General features: G+C 66.0%; 16 protein-coding genes. 9 read left to right on the top strand and 7 right to left on the bottom strand.

All coding sequences use genetic code 11. The features are described 5' to 3' along the window. Positions 1 to 136: 136 nt before the first annotated feature. Together AU193_RS22595 and AU193_RS22590 are read right to left on the bottom strand one after the other, a co-directional pair. On the bottom strand, positions 137 to 640 hold the full coding sequence (locus AU193_RS22595) for a methylated-DNA--[protein]-cysteine S-methyltransferase (RefSeq protein WP_064424630.1): 504 nt from the start codon (positions 638 to 640) through the stop codon (positions 137 to 139). Continuing rightward, on the bottom strand, positions 640 to 2124 hold the full coding sequence (locus AU193_RS22590) for a DNA-3-methyladenine glycosylase 2 family protein (RefSeq protein ID WP_064424609.1): 1485 nt from the start codon (positions 2122 to 2124) through the stop codon (positions 640 to 642). The genes AU193_RS22595 and AU193_RS22590 overlap by 1 nt, the downstream gene beginning before the upstream one ends. Positions 2125 to 2408: 284 nt before the next feature. Between AU193_RS22590 and AU193_RS22585 the strand changes: the two genes are divergently transcribed. Both AU193_RS22585 and AU193_RS22580 read left to right on the top strand, forming a co-directional pair. Continuing rightward, positions 2409 to 2912 carry a hypothetical protein gene (locus AU193_RS22585; RefSeq protein WP_064424629.1) on the top strand — a complete coding sequence of 168 codons (504 nt, stop codon included), beginning with the start codon at positions 2409 to 2411 and terminating at the stop codon, positions 2910 to 2912. A 175-nt stretch (positions 2913 to 3087) separates the two neighbouring features. Further along, positions 3088 to 4536 (top strand): cytochrome P450, encoded by a 1449-nt coding sequence (locus AU193_RS22580; protein ID WP_064424608.1) that lies wholly within the window; start codon positions 3088 to 3090, stop codon positions 4534 to 4536. 37 nt (positions 4537 to 4573) lie between these two features. On the opposite strand, the gene AU193_RS22575 is transcribed toward AU193_RS22580, so the two are convergent. After that, the gene (locus AU193_RS22575) at positions 4574 to 5230 is read right to left on the bottom strand and encodes a TetR/AcrR family transcriptional regulator (protein ID WP_253868021.1); all 657 of its coding nucleotides are present in this window, start codon (positions 5228 to 5230) and stop codon (positions 4574 to 4576) included. Between the two features lie 64 nt (positions 5231 to 5294). On the opposite strand from AU193_RS22575, the gene AU193_RS22570 reads away from it, so the two are divergent. Continuing rightward, a complete protein-coding gene (locus AU193_RS22570; protein ID WP_064424606.1) occupies positions 5295 to 6728 on the top strand; it encodes a carotenoid oxygenase family protein in 1434 nt (477 codons plus the stop codon). A gap of 9 nt (positions 6729 to 6737) precedes the next feature. Continuing rightward, positions 6738 to 8036: a glutaminase A gene (gene glsA, locus AU193_RS22565; protein WP_064424605.1), complete on the top strand. Its 1299-nt coding sequence runs from the start codon at positions 6738 to 6740 to the stop codon at positions 8034 to 8036. On the opposite strand, the gene AU193_RS22560 is transcribed toward glsA, so the two are convergent. Further along, on the bottom strand, positions 8025 to 9626 hold the full coding sequence (locus AU193_RS22560; RefSeq protein ID WP_064424604.1) for an adenylate/guanylate cyclase domain-containing protein: 1602 nt from the start codon (positions 9624 to 9626) through the stop codon (positions 8025 to 8027). The two genes, glsA and AU193_RS22560, sit on opposite strands and share 12 nt — an antisense overlap. Positions 9627 to 9671: 45 nt before the next feature. Between AU193_RS22560 and nucS the strand changes: the two genes are divergently transcribed. After that, complete coding sequence (gene nucS / locus AU193_RS22555) at positions 9672 to 10343, top strand: endonuclease NucS (protein ID WP_064424603.1); 672 nt, start codon at positions 9672 to 9674, stop codon at positions 10341 to 10343. Then, positions 10343 to 10639, top strand: a complete 297-nt coding sequence (locus AU193_RS23710) for a hypothetical protein (protein WP_082683108.1) — start codon at positions 10343 to 10345, stop codon at positions 10637 to 10639. Before nucS ends, AU193_RS23710 begins: the two co-directional genes overlap by 1 nt. Here AU193_RS23710 and mce read toward each other — a convergent pair. Further along, the gene (gene mce, locus AU193_RS22550; RefSeq protein WP_064424602.1) at positions 10636 to 11115 is read right to left on the bottom strand and encodes a methylmalonyl-CoA epimerase; all 480 of its coding nucleotides are present in this window, start codon (positions 11113 to 11115) and stop codon (positions 10636 to 10638) included. The genes AU193_RS23710 and mce overlap by 4 nt on opposite strands. Before the next feature lie 83 nt (positions 11116 to 11198). Here mce and AU193_RS22545 point away from each other — a divergent pair, with 83 nt between their 5' ends. From AU193_RS22545 to AU193_RS22535, 3 genes are read left to right on the top strand one after another with little or no spacing between them, the layout of a single operon-like run. Continuing rightward, on the top strand, positions 11199 to 12380 hold the full coding sequence (locus AU193_RS22545; RefSeq protein ID WP_064424601.1) for an acetyl-CoA C-acetyltransferase: 1182 nt from the start codon (positions 11199 to 11201) through the stop codon (positions 12378 to 12380). Between the two features lie 43 nt (positions 12381 to 12423). Then, positions 12424 to 12807 (top strand): DUF3817 domain-containing protein, encoded by a 384-nt coding sequence (locus AU193_RS22540; protein WP_064424600.1) that lies wholly within the window; start codon positions 12424 to 12426, stop codon positions 12805 to 12807. Between the two features lie 13 nt (positions 12808 to 12820). Beyond that, positions 12821 to 13714, top strand: coding sequence for a tetratricopeptide repeat protein (locus AU193_RS22535; protein WP_172798392.1), 894 nt, complete (start codon positions 12821 to 12823; stop codon positions 13712 to 13714). Positions 13715 to 13804: 90 nt separating this feature from the next. Here the strand turns inward: AU193_RS22535 and glgB are convergent, their stop codons facing one another. Next, complete coding sequence (gene glgB / locus AU193_RS22530; RefSeq protein ID WP_064424598.1) at positions 13805 to 16006, bottom strand: 1,4-alpha-glucan branching protein GlgB; 2202 nt, start codon at positions 16004 to 16006, stop codon at positions 13805 to 13807. Positions 16007 to 16010: 4 nt separating this feature from the next. Then, on the bottom strand, positions 16011 to 18098 hold the full coding sequence (locus AU193_RS22525) for an alpha-1,4-glucan--maltose-1-phosphate maltosyltransferase (RefSeq protein WP_156425330.1): 2088 nt from the start codon (positions 18096 to 18098) through the stop codon (positions 16011 to 16013). Positions 18099 to 18193 lie beyond the last annotated feature (95 nt).

The following is an 18193-nucleotide window of genomic DNA, read 5'->3' as shown; positions in this document are numbered from 1 at the left end:
ACCCGGAAGCTAAGCCTGCCAGCGCCAATGATACTGCCCAACCCGGGCGGAAAAGTAGGACACCGCCGAACACACATTAAGCCCTGTGGCCCCCAATTCGATTGGGGGCCACAGGCATTTGTGCTTTCGGGTCGAATCACTCGAATAACCTCAGCGCGGGCGAGACCCGGCTCTTCTCCATCTCGAGCAATGCCCTCTTCCTGTCGAGGCCACCGCCGTAACCGGTGAGGCTGCCGTTGGCGCCGATCACCCGGTGGCACGGCACGACGATTCCAATCGGGTTGTGCCCGTTGGCCAATCCGACGGCCCGGAACGCACCGGGTGCACCGATCTGGCGGGCGATCTCACCGTATGACCGTGTTGCCCCGTAGGGAATGGTCAGCAACGCTGCCCAGACCTTCTTTTGAAACGTCGTACCGACCATGTCGAGCTCGAGATCGAACTCGGTGAGTTCACCGGCGAAGTACGCCTCGAGCTGTTCGACCGCGTCCGGAAATGCGCCGGCATCGGGTTCCCACCCTTCCCGGCTCGGTTCATACGTCTGGTCGACCATTCGCAGGTGCATCAGCCGACCGTTCCGACCTGCCAACGTCAATTCACCGACCGGGCTCTCCATTGAGCGAAAGTGCAGACCTGTCATCACTTCTCCTTCGGCGGCCACACATTGACCGCATGATCGAGGGCCGTCCACAGATGCTGTGTGACGTACGAACGCCACGGTCGCCAACGGACGCTGTGCTCGGTGAGCAGACGCGCATCGGTGGGCAGCCCCAGTTGTTCGGCGGCAACGCGCACGCCAAGATCTGTCACCGGAAATGCGTCGGGATCTCCCAGGCCGCGCATGGCAATGATCTCCGCGGTCCACGGGCCGATTCCCGGTAATGCCTGCAGCTGCTCACGTGCGCTGTCCCAATCGCAGCCCGCATCCAACACCAGATCGCCGTCGGCGAGGGCTTGGATCAGAGACGTCAAGGAACGTTGTCTGGATTTCGGGAATGCCAAACGGGCGGGATCGATCTCGGTGAGATGCTCGACAGTCGGAAACACATGTGTCAGAACGCCATCCAGATCGGTGATCGGTTGGCCGTACGCGGATGCGATCCGGCCGGCATGCGTGCGCGCTGCCTTCACCGACACCTGCTGGCCGAGCACGGCCCGCACGGCAAGTTCGTGTTCGTCGACCGTACGTGGGATTCGCTGCCCCGGGGCCTTGGCCACCAGGGCGCTCAAGTCGGCATCGGCGCCGAGCGCATCGACGACCGCCTCGGGATCCGCGTCGAGGTCGAGCAGCCGTCGGCAGCGGGCGATGGCCGTGGCGAGGTCCCGGAAATCGTCGAGTACGACGCTGCATTGCACATGATCCGGTTGCGGTGTGAGCGAGACGATTCCACTCCCGCTGGGCAGGCGTACCGTGCGCCGGTAGGCACCGTCGCGCACCTCCTCGACGCCGGGTACCGCACTGGCCGCCAGGTGACCGAACAATCCCTCGTACGCGAACGGGGTACGTACGGGCAACCGCAGAGAGATCGCCCCGCCACCGCCGTCGCTTGCACCGAACCGCGCTCGCGCGCGTTGGCGCAACGCGGTTGGAGGAAGGTCGTACACGGATCGAACGGTGTCGTTGAACTGGCGGATGCTGGAGAAACCAGCTGCGAAAGCCACGTCGCTGAACGGCAATTCGGTGGTCTCGATGAGCACGCGCGCTGTCTGCGATCGCTGTGCCCTCGCCAACGCGAGTGGGTTGGCACCGACTTCGGCCTGCAACAGCCGCTCTAGCTGGCGGGTGGTGTATCCGAGCTTGGCGGCCAACCCGGTGACACCGTCGCGGTCGACGATGCCGTCGGCGATCAGCCGCATGGCGCGCGCAACGACATCGCCGCGCACGTTCCACTCCGGTGACCCGGGGGAGGCGTCGGGCCTGCAGCGCTTACACGCGCGGAAGCCGGCCTTCTGAGCAGCTGCCGCGGTCGGATAGAACCGCATGTTGCGGGCGTACGGCGGACGGACCGGGCAGCTCGGCCGGCAGTAGATCTTGGTGGTCAGCACGGCGGTGACGAACCATCCGTCGAACCGAGCGTCCTTGGACTGGACGGCCCGATAACAGCGGTCGAAATCGTCATGCATGTCTCTCACAATTACACGCGGTCACCGACAAGACTGGCGGAAAACCGACATGGTCGTCGGAGGCCCCAGCCAGCAGCAGGCTCGTGGGATGAGACCGCATGACGACGGAGTAGCTGTCCGCGACGCGGGTCGGTGACACGGCGTGAAGGTCAGAGGTGTAGATGACCGGCACACTTCCGGTGCGATGCACGCCAGCTAACGGGCCGGTTTCGGCGTGTTAACGATTCGTAGACGCTCGCCGATGTTAAGTGCGCAGTGACCGATCTCGTGGTGTCGTGGAAGTGATGTCGGAACGGACCTGGTTTCTCGGCGGTGCGGTGGCCGCATGCTCGGCCGCGGCTGTGTTCGCCTTGCCGTCGGCCGTCGCGGCGCCGGCCACGGATTCGTGGGGCTACGTCGACTCGACCGCGCGCTGCTCGGCGCCCTCCACGGCGGTGATGTTCGGCAGCACCGCCACCTCGCGCGTGGCGGTATGCAAGACGCCCGACGGTGCATACGAATACCGCGGGGTACGGGTGCGCGACGGCGCGAAACTCATCAAAACCGCCTCGAAATCCGGAGACACGTTCACGGTGGACAACGACGGGATCACCTACACCATCTCCGAGGAGTCGCTGATCCTGGCGGAAGGTTCGCGGGTCATCCGCGACGAGGCGATGCTGGATTTCCACGAGGTCTCCGCGTCGAGCCCGGGGATGTCGCCGCCCGCCGCCGGCTCGACACCGACGACATCGCAAAAGCCGCTGCCGCCACCGCTGCCCGCCGAAGTGGGGCACGCCGACAGCTGAACCGAGACTCTTACGCCGTGATCGCCAGGCGCGCTCACGCGACGGCGGCGGCGCCGTCACCCGTCGTCCCCGTGGTCGCTTCCTCGCACCCTGCCGATCACGGTTGAGAACGTTGACAGAACTTCGCCGAGACGGGCACGGTTACGTACCAGATGGTCGACGAAGGGTTCAGCCGATGATCAACCTCGTGGACGCCGTCGCACCGCCAAGCTCAGTGGCCGAGGCGCGACAACGGCTTTCCGGACTCGGCGCGTCGATCGCTGACCGATGGCCGAGTCCCGACCGTCCACTGGCGAATCCACCGGCCGGCTCCGGGCTGGCACCCGTGATGGGCAACTACGGTGTGCCCTATCTCGGCCATGTCCTGGCTTCGCTCGCTGACCCGTTGGAGTTCGCGCGGCGCCGCTATGCGAAGTACGGCCCCGTGTCTTGGGCCGGTGGCGTGGGGTTTCGCGTCGTTGCGCTGATGGGACCCGAAGCGCTCGAGGCGGCGTGGGTCAACCGGGACAAGGCGCTGTCGAGTACCCGCGGATGGCAACCGGTGATCGGGCCCTTCTTCCATCGCGGTATCATGCTGTTGGATTTCGAGGAACACCGCGACCACCGGCGCATCATGCAGCGGGCGTTCACGCGCACCGCGCTCAACACGTATCTCACCGACACTGCCGACGGCATCGACCGCGCGCTGGCGACATGGCAACCGGCAACGCGGTTTCCGATGTATCCGTCGATCAAGCAAATGCTGCTGCAACAGGCCGCCGAGGTGTTCGTCGGAACCGAACTCGGCGTGGAGTCCGACCAACTCATCCGCGATTTTCACGACACCGTGCACGGCGGTCAGGCCATCGTCCGGGCGGACGTGCCCGGCGGCACGTGGGCGCGCGGATTGCGGGCGCGGGAACGCCTCGAGCGTTACTTCGGCAGGCAGATCTCAGACCGCCGTGCGGGCGAGGGCACCGATCTGTTCTCGATGCTGTGCCGCAGCGAATCCGACGACGGCCAACGCTTCACCGATGCCGACGTCGTCAACCACATGATCTTCCTGCTGATGGCCGCGCACGACACCACGGCCATCGCCCTGTCGATGCTCGTCTACGAGCTGGGGCGAAACATCCGCTGGCAGAACGTACTTCGAGAAGAAGCCGTCGATCGTCCCATCGACTCGCCCTCCCTCGACGACCTCGAGGGTTTTCCGTTGCTCGACGCCGCGTTCAAGGAGGTGTTGCGCATGTATGCCCCAGCGGGAACCCTGTTCCGCCAAGCGATCCGCGACACCGCGATCTGCGGGCACTTCATACCCCGCAGGGCCCAGATCGCGATCAGTGTGCACGCCTCAATGCGGCTGTCCGACTGGTGGCCCGCCCCCGACACCTTCGACCCGTCGCGATTCAGCGATGCCACCAACCGGGCCGCGATCAACCGCTATGCGTTCGCCCCCTTCGGCGGCGGTGCCCACAAGTGCATCGGCCAGCAGTTCGCCGACATGACGGTCAAGACGGTCATGCACAAGCTGGTGCGCCAGTTCCGCTGGAGAGTGCCCGACGGCTACCGCGTCCCGCTCACATGGGGGACGGGACCCACACCGGCCGACATCTTGCCGATCGAGCTCGAACGGCTCACGTGAGATCCGGTTGCGGCTTTCAGTTTTCGGATGGGAGCGTCTAGGACCCCGACAGCGTCGTCAGTGCGGCCGACAACGACTGCATCGTGCGGTCCCGCTCGTCGCCCATCCCGACCAGCGCATCAACGGTCAACGGAGCGAGTATCTGCGTCAGCCCGTGCCCCTCGTGGCCGAAGAACCCCGCGATCTCCAACAACACCGCACCGTGGCTGATGCTCCACAGCCGCCCCGCGATGGCCGCCTCACCGTCGTCGCGGATGCGCCCGGCCGCGATCATCCGGCGCACGCCGCTCAGCAGTGCGTCGAATGACACCGCCCACTCGCTTCGGGCGCTGGCACTGCCGGTGACCGTGAGGTCGGCGTGGTACCGGTTCAACGACTCGGCCGCGGTGCCGAACATCATCTGGTAGCGCTGCGGGTTCTGCAGCGCGAATTCCCGGTAACGGGCGCCCATCACGAAGAAGTCGGCGACCGGATCCTCAGTCGCGCTCACCTCGGTCAGCGCCCGGGTGAAGCGGGCGAACGACTCGCCGGCGATCGCGTCGATCAGATTCGACATGCCACGGAAGTGCGTGTACACCGCCATCGTCGAGCTTCCGGTTTCGGCGGCGAGCCTGCGCGCGCTGAGGGCGGCCAGGCCGTCGCGCTCGAGGATGCGGATGCCGGCCTCGACCAGTTTGTCTCGAGCGGCGCTCACCCTTGCCATGGTGCCATAACGGTGTTATACATGGCACGTCATAACACCGTTATAGGAAGTCCCGATGACAAACCGTTACCTCGAAGGCGCCTTCGCGCCGATCCACGAAGAACACACGCTGACCGACCTGGAGGTCATCGGAACGATCCCCGATCACCTCGACGGCCGTTATCTGCGCAATGGACCGAATCCGATCGGAGAGGTCGACCCCGAGCTGTATCACTGGTTCACCGGAGACGGAATGGTGCACGGCATCCGGATCCGCGACGGCAGGGCGGAGTGGTATCGCAACCGGTGGGTCCGTGGCCCGCAGACTGCCAGAGCATTGGGAGAGTCACCGCCGAAGGGTCACTTTCCGATCTCGGGAATCGGTGCCAACACCAACGTCATCGGTCACGCCGGTAAGACACTGGCGCTGATCGAATCAGGCGTGACAAACGTCGAACTCACCGACGAGCTGGACACCCTCGGCGCGTGCGATTTCGACGGGACTCTGACCGGCGGTTACACCGCGCATCCCAAGCGTGACCCGGACACCGGTGAATTGCACGCCGTCTCGTACAGCATGTACCGCGGCAACACCGTGCAGTACTCGGTGATCGGCGCCGACGGGCGAGCGCGACGCACGGTCGATGTCGAGGTCGCGGGCAGCCCGATGATGCACGACTTCTCACTCACGGAAAACCACGTCGTGTTCTACGACCTACCGGTGACGTTCGACGTCCACATGGCGGTGGAGATGACGGTTCCGCGCGGTCTTCGCTCGATCTCCCGGCTCGTGTTGTCGTCCCTCATCGGTCGGGTGCGGGTCCCTGACCCGATCACTGCGCGACAACCGCGGGGTGACACAACCGATCGTCGGTTCCCGTACTCGTGGAACCCGCGGTATCCCGCGCGGGTCGGCGTGATGCCACGTGACGGAACCAATGCCGACGTGCGCTGGTTCGACGTCGAGCCCTGCTACGTGTTCCATCCGATGAACGCCTACGACGACGAGGGCACCATCGTGCTCGACGTCGTGCGGCACCCGAAGATGTTCGACACCAACCACCTGGGGCCCGACGAGGGCCCCCCGACGCTCGACCGCTGGACGGTCGATCTCGCCGACGGCAAGGTCCGCGAATCGCGCATCGACGATCGCGGGCAGGAGTTCCCGCGCGTCGATGAACGCCGCGTCGGCAAGCGTCACCGCTACGGGTACGCGCCTTGTGTCGGCCAGGCGGAGGGGGGCGATGTCCTGCTCAAGCATGACTTCGTCGGTGGGGCAAGCGAATCCCGGTCCTTCAGTGACGGAAAGGTGCTCGGCGAGTTCGTCTTCGAGCCATCGTCAGCGGATGCGGCAGAGGACGACGGCGTGTTGATGGGTTACGTCTACGACCGTCGGACCGACCGCAGCGAGCTGGCGCTGCTCGACGCGCAGACCCTGGAGGACGTCGCGATCATCAAGTTGCCGCACCGCGTGCCCGCCGGCTTCCACGGAAACTGGGTACCGGCCTAGGATCGAGAGATGGCCGAACTGGTACAGCGGTTCCTGGACCAGATTCGGGCACACCACGCCGACAACGACGAAGGCGCCCTGGCCGACTATATCCCCGAATTGAGAAGCGTCGACCCCACCGGATTCGGGCTGTCCTTGTCGATGGCCGACGGTTATGTCTACGAATCCGGCGACACGGCAATCGAATTCACGATCCAGTCGGTGTCCAAGCCGTTCACCTATGCGCTTGCGCTCGAGCGCCTCGGCATGGACGCCGTCGATGCCAAGATCGGCGTGGAACCCTCCGGCGAGCCGTTCAACGAAATCAGCGTCGACGAACGCACCAAGACACCGAAGAACCCGATGATCAACGCCGGTGCGATCGCCGCGGTCTCCCTGGTGCCCGGTGTCACGGCCGATGACCGGTTCAACCGGATCCACGAGTTCTATTCGACGTTCGCGGGCCGCGAACTGGCATTCGATCACGACGTCTACGCCTCCGAGCAGGCGAGCGGCAGTCGCAACCGCGCGATCGCCTACATGCTGCAGAGTTTCGGCGTGCTCGACGGCGATCCCGACGAGATTCTCGACGTCTACATCCGGCAGTGCTCGATCAAGGTGACGAGCACCGATCTGGCCAAGATGGCCGCCACCCTCGCCCGCGGGGGTGTCGAGCCGATGGGGGGACGGCGGGTCGCCACCGCGGCGGTCGTGCAGCGCACCCTGAGCGTGATGGTCACGTGCGGTATGTACGACGCGGCGGGAGATTGGGTGAGCGCGGTCGGCATGCCCGCCAAGAGCGGTGTCGGCGGCGGCATTGCGGCGGTGCTGCCCGGTCAGCTCGGAATCGGCGTTTACTCACCACTGTTGGACACCAAGGGCAACAGCGTGCGAGGCGTCGAGGTGTGCCGCAGTCTGTCGGCGGACCTCGGGCTGCATTTTCTGTCCCACACCCGAGAGTCTCGGTCGACGATCCGAAACACGTACGACGCCCGGCCTGGCGTCCGGGTTTTCGAGCTGCACGGCGATCTGTTGTTCGCCGGAGCCGAGCAGGTGCTGCGCAGGGTCGGCTACGAGCGCGACGCGTACGATGTCGCCATTCTCGAGTTGTCACGCATTGACGACATCGATGACGCCGCACGTCGCATGTTCGCGGGCATGCGCGAGTCGCTCGTCGCCGTGGGCAAAGAGGGGTACGTGGTCGATCCCGACGAGGTTCTGACGCCGCGCCACACCGAGGGCAACGACGCCAGGGTATTCGGGATGCTGGGGGACGCGCTGAGCGCAGCCGACGGTTTTTTGCGGAGGTCAGACGGGTCAGACCGGTAGGGCCAACCTCGTCGGCTCGTGGTGTCCGCGCAGCGTCACCTCGTCGCCCAATTGCCAACGGGCACACTCGTCTTCGCCCGCGCCGCGCACAGCGTCGGAGCTGGCCAACACATGGCCGGGAGTCTCCTTGGCCAGTTCGCACAGCCGTGCCGCTTCGTTGACGGGTTCGCCGATCACGGTGTACTCGAAGCGTTCCCGTGCGCCGACGTTGCCCGCCACCGCCTCACCGGCCGCCACGCCGATGCCGGCGTCGAACTCGGGCACCTCCTCATGGATGCGCCGCGCGATCGCCCGCGCGGCGGCCAGTGCCGAATCCTCCGGGTTCTCGAGGCGCACAGGAGCGCCGAACACCGCGAGCGCACCATCACCCTCGAACTTGTTGACGAAGCCGTGGTGGCGATCGACCTCCTCGACGACCACCGCGAAGAACCGGTTGAGCAGCTCGACGACCTCCGTGGCGCGCTTGGCGGTGACCAACTTCGTCGATCCGATGATGTCGACGAAGATCACCGCGACGTGCCGCTCTTCACCGCCGAGTTTGGGCCGCTGCTTCTCCGCCTCGGCGGCGACCTCGCGACCGACGTGGCGGCCGAAGATGTCCCGCAGGCGTTCACGTTCTTTGAGCCCCTGCACCATCGAGTTGAATCCGCGCTGCAACTCACCGAGTTCGGTGCCGTCGAAGACGACGAGATTGCAGTCCAGGTCGCCTTCTTCGACATGCTTGAGAGCCGAGCGCACGACCCGGACCGGGGTGGCGATGAGCCACGACAACAGCCACATCAGGATCAAGCCGAAGGCCAGGGCGATGACCGCGATGATCATCACGGCTACCGCGAACTGCGTCGCGGTGAGGTTCCGCAGCGACAGGGCGAACACCGCAAGCAGAAGGATGCCGAGCACCGGCACTCCGGAACTGAGCAGCCAGACGGTCATGGTGCGGCCCATGACTCCGTGCGCCAACCGGCGTGGTGGACGACCGGCCTCGAGCGCCTGGGCGGCGATCGGCCGGAGAGCGAACTCGGTGATCATGTAACAGGCGGTCGCCACCACAATGCCGGGGAAGCCCACCGCGAGCAGGAACCGGGGGATGAAGGCCGAGTTCTGCATGCCGTACAGCACGGTGAACAGCACCATGCCGATGCCCCACAGCAGGAGGAGTTTTTTGGCCACTCGCCACGGAGCGAGGAACACGTTGCGTTGGTCGACCTGGGTGGGGGTGCGCTCCTCGATGGCCCATCGCAGAGAGTTGACGGTCCGCGAAGTGATCCACGCGGTGCCGAAGACCAGAGCCACGAGCATGTAGGCGGGTACGACACCCCAGGTCAGCCAGCGAGGTGCGTCGGTGAAAACACTGGGCACCGGGATGGCGACTGCGTTGAGCAGCAGCGATACGGCGATGCCGAGGAAGTTGGTGAACAGGATGAAGAAGGTGAGGATCACCTGGATGCGGATGCGTCGGCGCTGCTGGCTTTCCTCCGGTTTGCCGAGCAGCCACGACCCGAACTCCGGGGTGCCCAGCCGCCCGCTCTGGCGGGTCAGCCTCTCCAGGACGCGACCCAGCCGATGTGCGACGCTCCTGGTGGCGGTCATTGTGCCCTCAGCCTAAATTGCCGGGCGGCCGCCTAAGGTGGTCGGGTGCGTCTCGTGATCGCCCAGTGCACCGTGGACTACGTCGGACGCCTGACCGCGCACCTGCCTTCCGCACGGCGGCTGCTTCTGATCAAGGCGGACGGTTCGGTGAGCGTGCACGCCGACGACCGTGCGTACAAGCCGTTGAACTGGATGAGCCCGCCGTGTCGCCTCACCGAGGACACCTCCGGGCCGACGCCTGTGTGGGTGGTCGAGAACAAGGCCGGTGAGCAGTTGCGGATCACCGTCGAAGACATCGAACACGACTCCAGCCACGAACTCGGCGTCGACCCCGGTCTGGTCAAGGACGGTGTCGAAGCGCACCTTCAACAGCTGCTGGCCGAGCACGTGGAGCTGCTCGGGACGGGTTACACGCTGGTGCGACGCGAGTACATGACCGCGATCGGCCCGGTCGACCTGTTGTGCCGCGACCCGAATGGCGGGTCGGTCGCGGTCGAGATCAAGCGCCGCGGCGAGATCGACGGAGTCGAACAGCTCACCCGCTATCTCGAACTGCTCAACCGTGACAGCCTGCTGGCGCCGGTCACCGGCATCTTCGCCGCCCAGCAGATCAAGCCGCAGGCCCGAACCCTGGCCACCGACCGCGGTATCCGCTGCGTCACGCTCGACTACGACAAGATGCGCGGCATGGACAGCGACGAGTTCCGGCTGTTCTGATGGCTCGCAAGCGTTCTCGTCGGCGGCCGGAACGTCCGCCACCGCCGTTGGATGCGTCCCGCCGTGTCGAAACTGGGCCGGACGGCTACGACTACGAGGTGCGCCCGATCGCGGCGGCGCGTGCGACCAAGACGTACCGATGCCCGGGGTGTGACCACGAAATCCGGCCTGGGACAGCACATGTCGTGGTGTTCCCGGCCGATATGGGGGAGCGGGCGGTCGATGACCGTCGACACTGGCACACGCCGTGCTGGACTCACCGGGCTACGCGCGGCCCGACTCGCAAGTGGTCCTAGTGGTCGGATGCTTCGGAGGCCGGCTCGACCAGCTCGACGAGCACGCCGCCGGCGTCCTTGGGATGGATGAAGTTGATCCGCGAGTTGGCGGTGCCGCGGCGCGGCGCGTCGTAGAGCAGCCGCACCCCGTCGGCGCGCAGGCGCTCGCTGAGTGCGTCGATGTCGCTGACGCGGTAGGCCAGCTGCTGAAGACCGGGGCCGCGCTTGTCCAGGAACTTGGCGATCGTCGAGGTCTCGTCCAGGGGCGCCATCAACTGGATCTGCGCGCTGCCGATGGGGGCCCCGCGCACCGAGAGCATCGCCTCGCGCACGCCCTGATCCTCGTTGACCTCTTCGTGAAGGACGATCATTCCGAGATGGTCGTGGTACCACTTGATCGCCGCATCGAGGTCCGGCACTGCGATCCCCACGTGATCGATCGCCGTCACGAGCGCGCTCGCGAGCGCCGGACGTGCGTCTACGTGTTCGGTGGTCATAACGTAACGGTAACCTTGAGACAGATGTTTGCGGAATGTGTCATGGAACACATATCGCTATACCCACTTTTTGGAGGTAGTAAATGACCACGTCGGTGATCGTTGCCGGGGCGCGCACACCGGTCGGCAAGCTGATGGGCTCGCTGAAGGACTTCTCCGGCAGCGACCTCGGCGCGATCGCGATCAAGGGGGCGCTGGAGAAGGCCAAGCTCCCCGCATCGGCGGTCGAATACGTGATCATGGGCCAGGTGCTGACCGCGGGCGCCGGGCAGATGCCGGCCCGGCAGGCGGCGGTCGCGGCGGGCATCGGCTGGGATGTTCCCGCGCTGACCATCAACAAGATGTGCCTGTCGGGTATCGACGCGATCGCGCTGGCCGACCAGTTGATCCGCGCCGGTGAGTTCGACGTCGTCGTGGCCGGGGGCCAGGAATCGATGACACAGGCGCCGCACCTGCTGATGAACAGTCGGTCGGGCTACAAGTACGGCGACGTCACCGTGCTCGACCACATGGCCTACGACGGTCTGCACGACGTTTTCACCGACCAGCCGATGGGCGCTCTCACCGAGCAGCGCAACGAGGTCGACCAATTCACCCGCGCCGAACAGGACGAGTTCGCTGCCCGCTCGCACCAGAAAGCGGCTGCGGCATGGAAAGACGGCGTCTACGCCGACGAGGTGGTGCCGGTGCAGATCCCGCAGCGCAAGGGCGACCCTCTGGAGTTCTCCGAGGACGAGGGCATCCGCGCCAACACCACCGTCGAGTCGCTGGCCGGTCTCAAGCCCGCATTCCGCAAGGACGGAACCATTACCGCCGGTTCGGCTTCGCAGATCTCCGATGGCGCCTGTGCGGTCGTCGTGATGAACAAGGCCAAGGCGCAGGAACTGGGGCTTTCGTGGCTGTGCGAGATCGGCGCGCACGGCGTCGTCGCAGGCCCGGACTCCACCCTGCAATCGCAGCCGGCCAACGCTGTCAAGAAAGCCGTTGCTCGCGAAGGTATTTCGGTCGATCAGCTCGACGTCATCGAGATCAACGAGGCGTTCTCCGCGGTCGCGCTCGCCTCGACGAAGGAGCTCGGCGTCGACCCGGACAAGGTCAACGTCAATGGCGGGGCCATCGCCATCGGGCATCCGATCGGTATGTCGGGTGCCCGAATCGCCCTGCACGCGGCTCTCGAGCTGGCCCGGCGTGGGTCGGGCTACGCCGTGGCGGCACTGTGCGGCGCGGGCGGCCAGGGTGATGCGCTGATTCTCCGGGCGCGGTAGCTCCTACGACGGCTTGTAGTAATCGACGCATGTTTCGGGCACAATGGCGCCCATGACTCGCCTGCTGAACCAGCGCAACGTCGCGGGATGGTTTCGTTTCGTCGCCTTGCTCGAGGCCGTCAGCTGGGTCGGGCTCCTGATCGGCATGTACTTCAAGTACCTCGGCAGGCCCCGCACCGAGCTCGGCGTCAAGGTGTTCGGGCCCGCCCACGGAGCCGTCTTCATGGCGTTCGTCGCACTGGGACTGGTGGCGGCAGTCATGTTCAGGTGGAGAACCGGTACGTGGTTGCTCGGAATGGTCGCGAGCATCGTGCCGCTCGCCAGCGTGTTCTTCCTCGTATGGGTGGATCGCACCGGCCGCATGGAAGCCCGGTCGGCCGGCACGACCATCGCGCAACCGCGACAGCCGGTACCAGAAACGACGTGACAGACTTATGGGCGTGACTCGTCCACGCCCTTCTATCGCGGCCTCCATGGCCGGTGCGGTTGATCTGTCCGCCCTCAAGCAACGGCCCCCGACGGGTGACGGCGGTTCGTCGGCGCCCTCCGGTGGCGTTGAGGTCACCGAGGCCAACCTCGAGAACGAGGTGCTGGTCCGGTCCAGCCAGGTTCCCGTCGTGGTGCTGCTCTGGTCACCCCGCAGCGACGCCAGCGTCCAGTTGGGAGATGCCCTCGGCCAGCTCGCGGCGGCCGACGGCGGCAAGTGGTCGTTGGCGACGGTCAACGTCGACGTCGTACCCCGCGTCGCGCAGATGTTCGGTGTCCAGGCGGTTCCCACCGTGGTGGCGCTGGCCGCCGGCCAACCCCTGTCGAGTTTTCAGGGCATGCAGCCGCCCGAACAGTTGCGCCGCTGGATCGATTCGCTGCTGAACGCCGTCGCGGGCAAATTGCCCGGCGCCGGCGAGGGAGACGAGGCCGAGGAGGTCGATCCCGAACTCGCACAAGCACGTTCATATCTGGATGCCGGTGACTTCGACGCCGCGCGCACCGCGTACCAGGCGATTCTCGACACCACTCCCGGTCACGCCGAGGCCAGGGGCGCCGTGCGCCAGATCGAATTCCTGCAGCGCGCCACGTCCCGTGCGCCCGACGCCGTCGCCGCTGCCGACGCGTCCCCCGGTGACATCGAGCTGGCGTTCGCCGCCGCCGACGTCGAGCTTCTCCAGCAGAATGTCGCCGCCGCCTTTGATCGGCTGATCGACCTGGTCAAGCGGACGTCCGGCGACGACCGCACCACCGTGCGCACTCGCCTCATCGAGCTGTTCGAGCTGTTCGACCCGGCCGATCCCGAAGTGATCGCCGGTCGGCGCAAACTGGCCAGCGCGCTGTACTAGTCACCTTCTGGTGTGCAACCAGATCGACTTTCGAGCGCTATCCGGCCGAAATCGCGATCTGAGCGCACACCAGACCGACGCCGCAGCGCCCTACTCGGCGACGTACTCGAACCACAGCGCGGACAGCGGGGGCAGCACCATGACCGCGGAGGCAGGGCGACCGTGCCACGGCTCGTCGGTTGCCTGCACCGCGCCGTAGTTACCGATGCCCGACCCGTTGTAGATGTCGGCGTCGGTGTTGAGCACCTCGCGCCAGGTGCCCGGGTGCGGTAGGCCCAGGCGATAGCGGGTGTGCTCGGAGCCGGAGAAGTTGAACACGCACGCCAGCACGGAGCCGTCGTCGCCGTAGCGCAGAAAACTCAGCACGTTGTTCGCCGAATCGTTGGCGTCGATCCAGCTGTATCCCTCGGGGCGGGTGTCCTGCGACCAGAGCGCCCGCCTACTGCGGTAGATGGTGTTCATGTCGTGCACCATGCGCTGAATGCCGGTCGAGAAGCCGTTCTCGTCGAGCTGGTACCAGTCGACGCCCCGCTCCTCGGACCACTCGGCGCGCTGGCCGAACTCCTGGCCCATGAACAGCAGTTGCTTGCCCGGATGCGCCCACTGATACGCCAACAGGCTGCGCAATCCGGCGGCCTTGCTGTGGTCGTCGCCGGGCATCCGGCCCCACAGTGTGCCCTTGCCGTGCACGACCTCGTCGTGGCTGATCGGCAGCACATAGTTTTCGCTGAACGCGTAGAGCATCGAAAACGTGATCTCGTGGTGGTGGTAGCTGCGGTGGATTGGATCGCGTTTGATGAACTCCAGCGTGTCGTTCATCCAGCCCATGTTCCACTTCATCGAGAAGCCAAGTCCGCCAAGGTTCGTCGGGCGGGTGACGCCGGGCCAGGAGGTGGACTCCTCGGCGATCGTCACGATGCCCGGCGCCGCCTTGTGCACGGTCGCGTTCATCTCCTGCAGGAACTGCACGGCCTCGAGGTTCTCGCGGCCGCCGTAGATGTTCGGCGTCCACCCGCCCTCGGGGCGCGAGTAGTCCAGATACAGCATCGAGGCCACTGCATCCACCCGCAGGCCGTCGATGTGAAACTCCTGCAGCCAGTACAACGCGTTGGCCACCAGGAAGTTGCGTACCTCGGCGCGGCCGAAATCGAAGACGTAAGTGCCCCAATCCAATTGCTCACCGCGGCGAGGATCGGAGTGCTCGTAGAGTGCGGTCCCGTCGAAACGGCCGAGCGCCCAGGCGTCCTTCGGGAAGTGGGCGGGCACCCAGTCCATGATCACGCCGATACCGGCCTGGTGCAGCGTGTCGACGAGGTGGCGGAACTCGTCGGGTGTGCCCAGACGCGACGTCGGCGCGTAGTAGGACGTCACCTGATAGCCCCAGGAACCGCCGAACGGATGCTCGGCCACGGGCATCAGCTCGACGTGGGTGAACCCGTTCTCGACGACGTATTCGGTGAGCTGAGTGGCGAGTTCGCGGTAGTTCAGCCCCGGGCGCCACGACATAAGATGCACCTCGAGGGTGCTCATCGGCTCGAACACCGGGTTCTGGGCCACGCGGCGCGTCATCCAGTCGTCGTCCGCCCACGTGTAGTCGCTCAGGGTCACCTTCGAGGCGGTCTTCGGCGGCACCTCCGTCGCGAACGCCATCGGGTCGGCGCGCTCGCTGACCGAACCGTCGGCGCCGTGGATGCGGAACTTGTACAACCCGCCGATCTCGAAGCCCGGCCAGAACACCTCCCACACGCCCGTCGACCCGAGCACCCGCAACTGGGCTTCGTTGCCGTCCCAGTGGTTGAACTCGCCGATCAGGCTGACGCCCTTGGCATTCGGGGCCCACACCGCGAACGAGACTCCCTCGACCACCCCGTCGGGGGTGGTGTAGCGGCGGGGGTGGGCGCCGAGGATCTCCCACAGTCGCTCGTGACGGCCCTCGGCGAACAGGTGCAGGTCCATCTCGCCGAGCGTGGGCAGGAACCGGTACGCATCAGCCACCGTGTGGATCTGCCCTTCGGGGTAGTGCACTTCGAGCCGATAGTCGGCCAGCTCGGTGAACGGCAGCGCCACTGCGAACAACCCGGATTCGATGTGCTGAAACGCATACCGCTCACCACCGACGAGGGCGTTGACCTCGACGGCATGGGGGCGGTAGGCGCGGATCACGGTGTGGTCGTCGTACTCGTGCGCACCGAGCACCGAATGCGGGTCATAGTGCTCCCCGGCCAGCAACCGGTTGAGGTCGGCGGTGTGCGGGCGCAGATGGGGGCTGCTCGCTTGTTTGGTCTGCGTCATGTCGTCACTCCCTACGCAGCAGATCGAGTCGTTGGTCGGCGGGCACCTGCGGCATGTTCATGATGTGTGCCACCGCACGCACCGGGTCGAGACGCACGTAATTGGCCTGCCCCCACTGGTATTCGTCACCGGTGATCTCGTCGCGCACCCAGAACCGGTCGTAGGGCTCCATCCCGAGCGCGGGCATGTCCAGCCACAGCGTGGCCTCCTCGGGCCCGAAGGGGTTGAGCGTGACCACCACCAGCACCTGATCTCCGGTGGCGGGGTCGAACTTGCTGTAGGCCAGCAGTGCGTCATTGTCGACGTGATGGAATGTGATCGTGCGCAACTGATGCAGCGCTGGATGCAGGTTGCGAATCTCGTTGAGTCGGGTGATGAACGGTTCCAGCGATTCACCGTCGGCGAGCGCGGCGTCGAAGTCACGGGGCCGCAGTTCGTACTTCTCGGAGTTGAGGTACTCCTCGCTGCCGTCCCGCACCGGGCGGTGTTCGTAGAGTTCGAATCCCGAGTACACACCCCACGCCGAACTCATCGTCGACGCCAGCACCGCTCGGATCGCGAACATGCCGGGGCCGCCGTGCTGCAGGCTTTCGTGCAGGATGTCAGGCGTGTTGACGAACAGGTTCGGGCAGGCGTAGTCGGCGTGCTCGGCGATCTGTTGTCCGAACTCGGTGATCTCCCATTTCGCGGTGCGCCAGGTGAAGTACGAATACGACTGGGTGAAGCCGAGTTTGGCCAGTCCATACAGCCGTGCGGGACGGGTGAACGCCTCCGACAAGAACAGCACATCGGGATGCTCGTTCTTCACCTGGCCGATCAGCCAGGCCCAGAAGTTGGGCGGCTTGGTGTGGGGGTTGTCGACCCGGAAAATCTTGACGCCGTGTGAGATCCAGTGCCGAACCACCCGCAGCACCTCTTCGTAGAGCCCGGCCGGGTCGTTGTCGAAGTTCAGCGGGTAGATGTCCTGGTACTTCTTCGGCGGGTTCTCGGCGTAGGCGATGGTGCCGTCGGGGAGCACGGTGAACCACTCCGGGTGTTCCCTGGCCCACGGATGGTCGGGGGCGCACTGCAACGCGAGGTCGAGCGCCACCTCCATGCCGTCGTCGCGAGCGGCGGCCACGAAGTCGTCGAAGTCGTCGATCGTGCCCAGGTCCGGGTGGACCGCGTCGTGACCGCCCTCGTCGCTTCCGATCGCCCACGGCGAGCCGACGTCGTTGGGAGCGGCGGTGACGCTGTTGTTGCGGCCCTTGCGGTGCACCTTGCCGATCGGGTGGATCGGCGGAAGGTAGACGACGTCGAAACCCATGCGGGCGATGCGGGGCAGCGCCTTGGTGGCGGTCGCGAAGGTGCCGTGTACCGGGTTGCCCTTGGAATCCCAGCCGCCGGTGGAGCGCGGAAAGAACTCGTACCACGCGCTGAACCGCGCCTCGGGCCGGTCTACCCAGACGCCGTACCGCTCGCCCCGGGTCACCAGCTCGCGCAGCGGATACTCGTCGAGTAGGCGGCTGACCTCGGGCGCCAGCGCGGCACCGGCCCGGGTGATCGGGTCACCGGGTTCGCGCAGCCGCGCGGCGGCCTCGATGAGCGGATATCGGTGCTGGCGCGGCACACCCGTCGATGCGCGTTCCAACAGCCCGGCTCCCACCAGCAGATCATTGGACAGCTCGGATTCACTCTGACCCGCGTCGAGCTTGGCGGTCACGTTCTTGCGCCAGGTCGCCACCGGATCACCCCAGCCGTCCACCCGGAACGTCCACAGCCCAGCACAGTCGGGGGTGAACGCGCCGTGAAAGACGTCGGGCTCCCGCCCGGTCGACATCGGCAGGTGCTGCGGCTTCTTCCGCGGCGTGGTGCCGAGCACGGTCTCTATCGGCACCGCTTCGGTGGATTTCACGAGACCTGGCGGATCGTCGGCGAGCTTGGGATACGCCATACCGTGATAGCGCACCACGAGGGTGGCCGCGACCGCTTCGTGGCCCTCACGCCAGACGGTGGCCGCCACCGGAACGATCTCTCCGACGACCGCCTTGGCCGGGTACCGCCCCCCGGAGACGACAGGCGCGACGTCATCGATTTCGATTCGACCGGCCACCAACCACTCCTTCTTCTGGCGCGGCCACCGGGTGCTTCGCCGGCACTCCGACGTGGCCGCTGTGTCGTCTGCGTCGAGTTCACAGCCGAGATGAA

The organism is Mycobacterium sp. GA-1285, from assembly GCF_001499905.1.
Classification (GTDB): Bacteria; Actinomycetota; Actinomycetes; order Mycobacteriales; family Mycobacteriaceae; genus Mycobacterium.
Note: the sequence above shows the minus strand (reverse complement) of the source record. Positions and strands in the feature narration are given on the sequence as shown.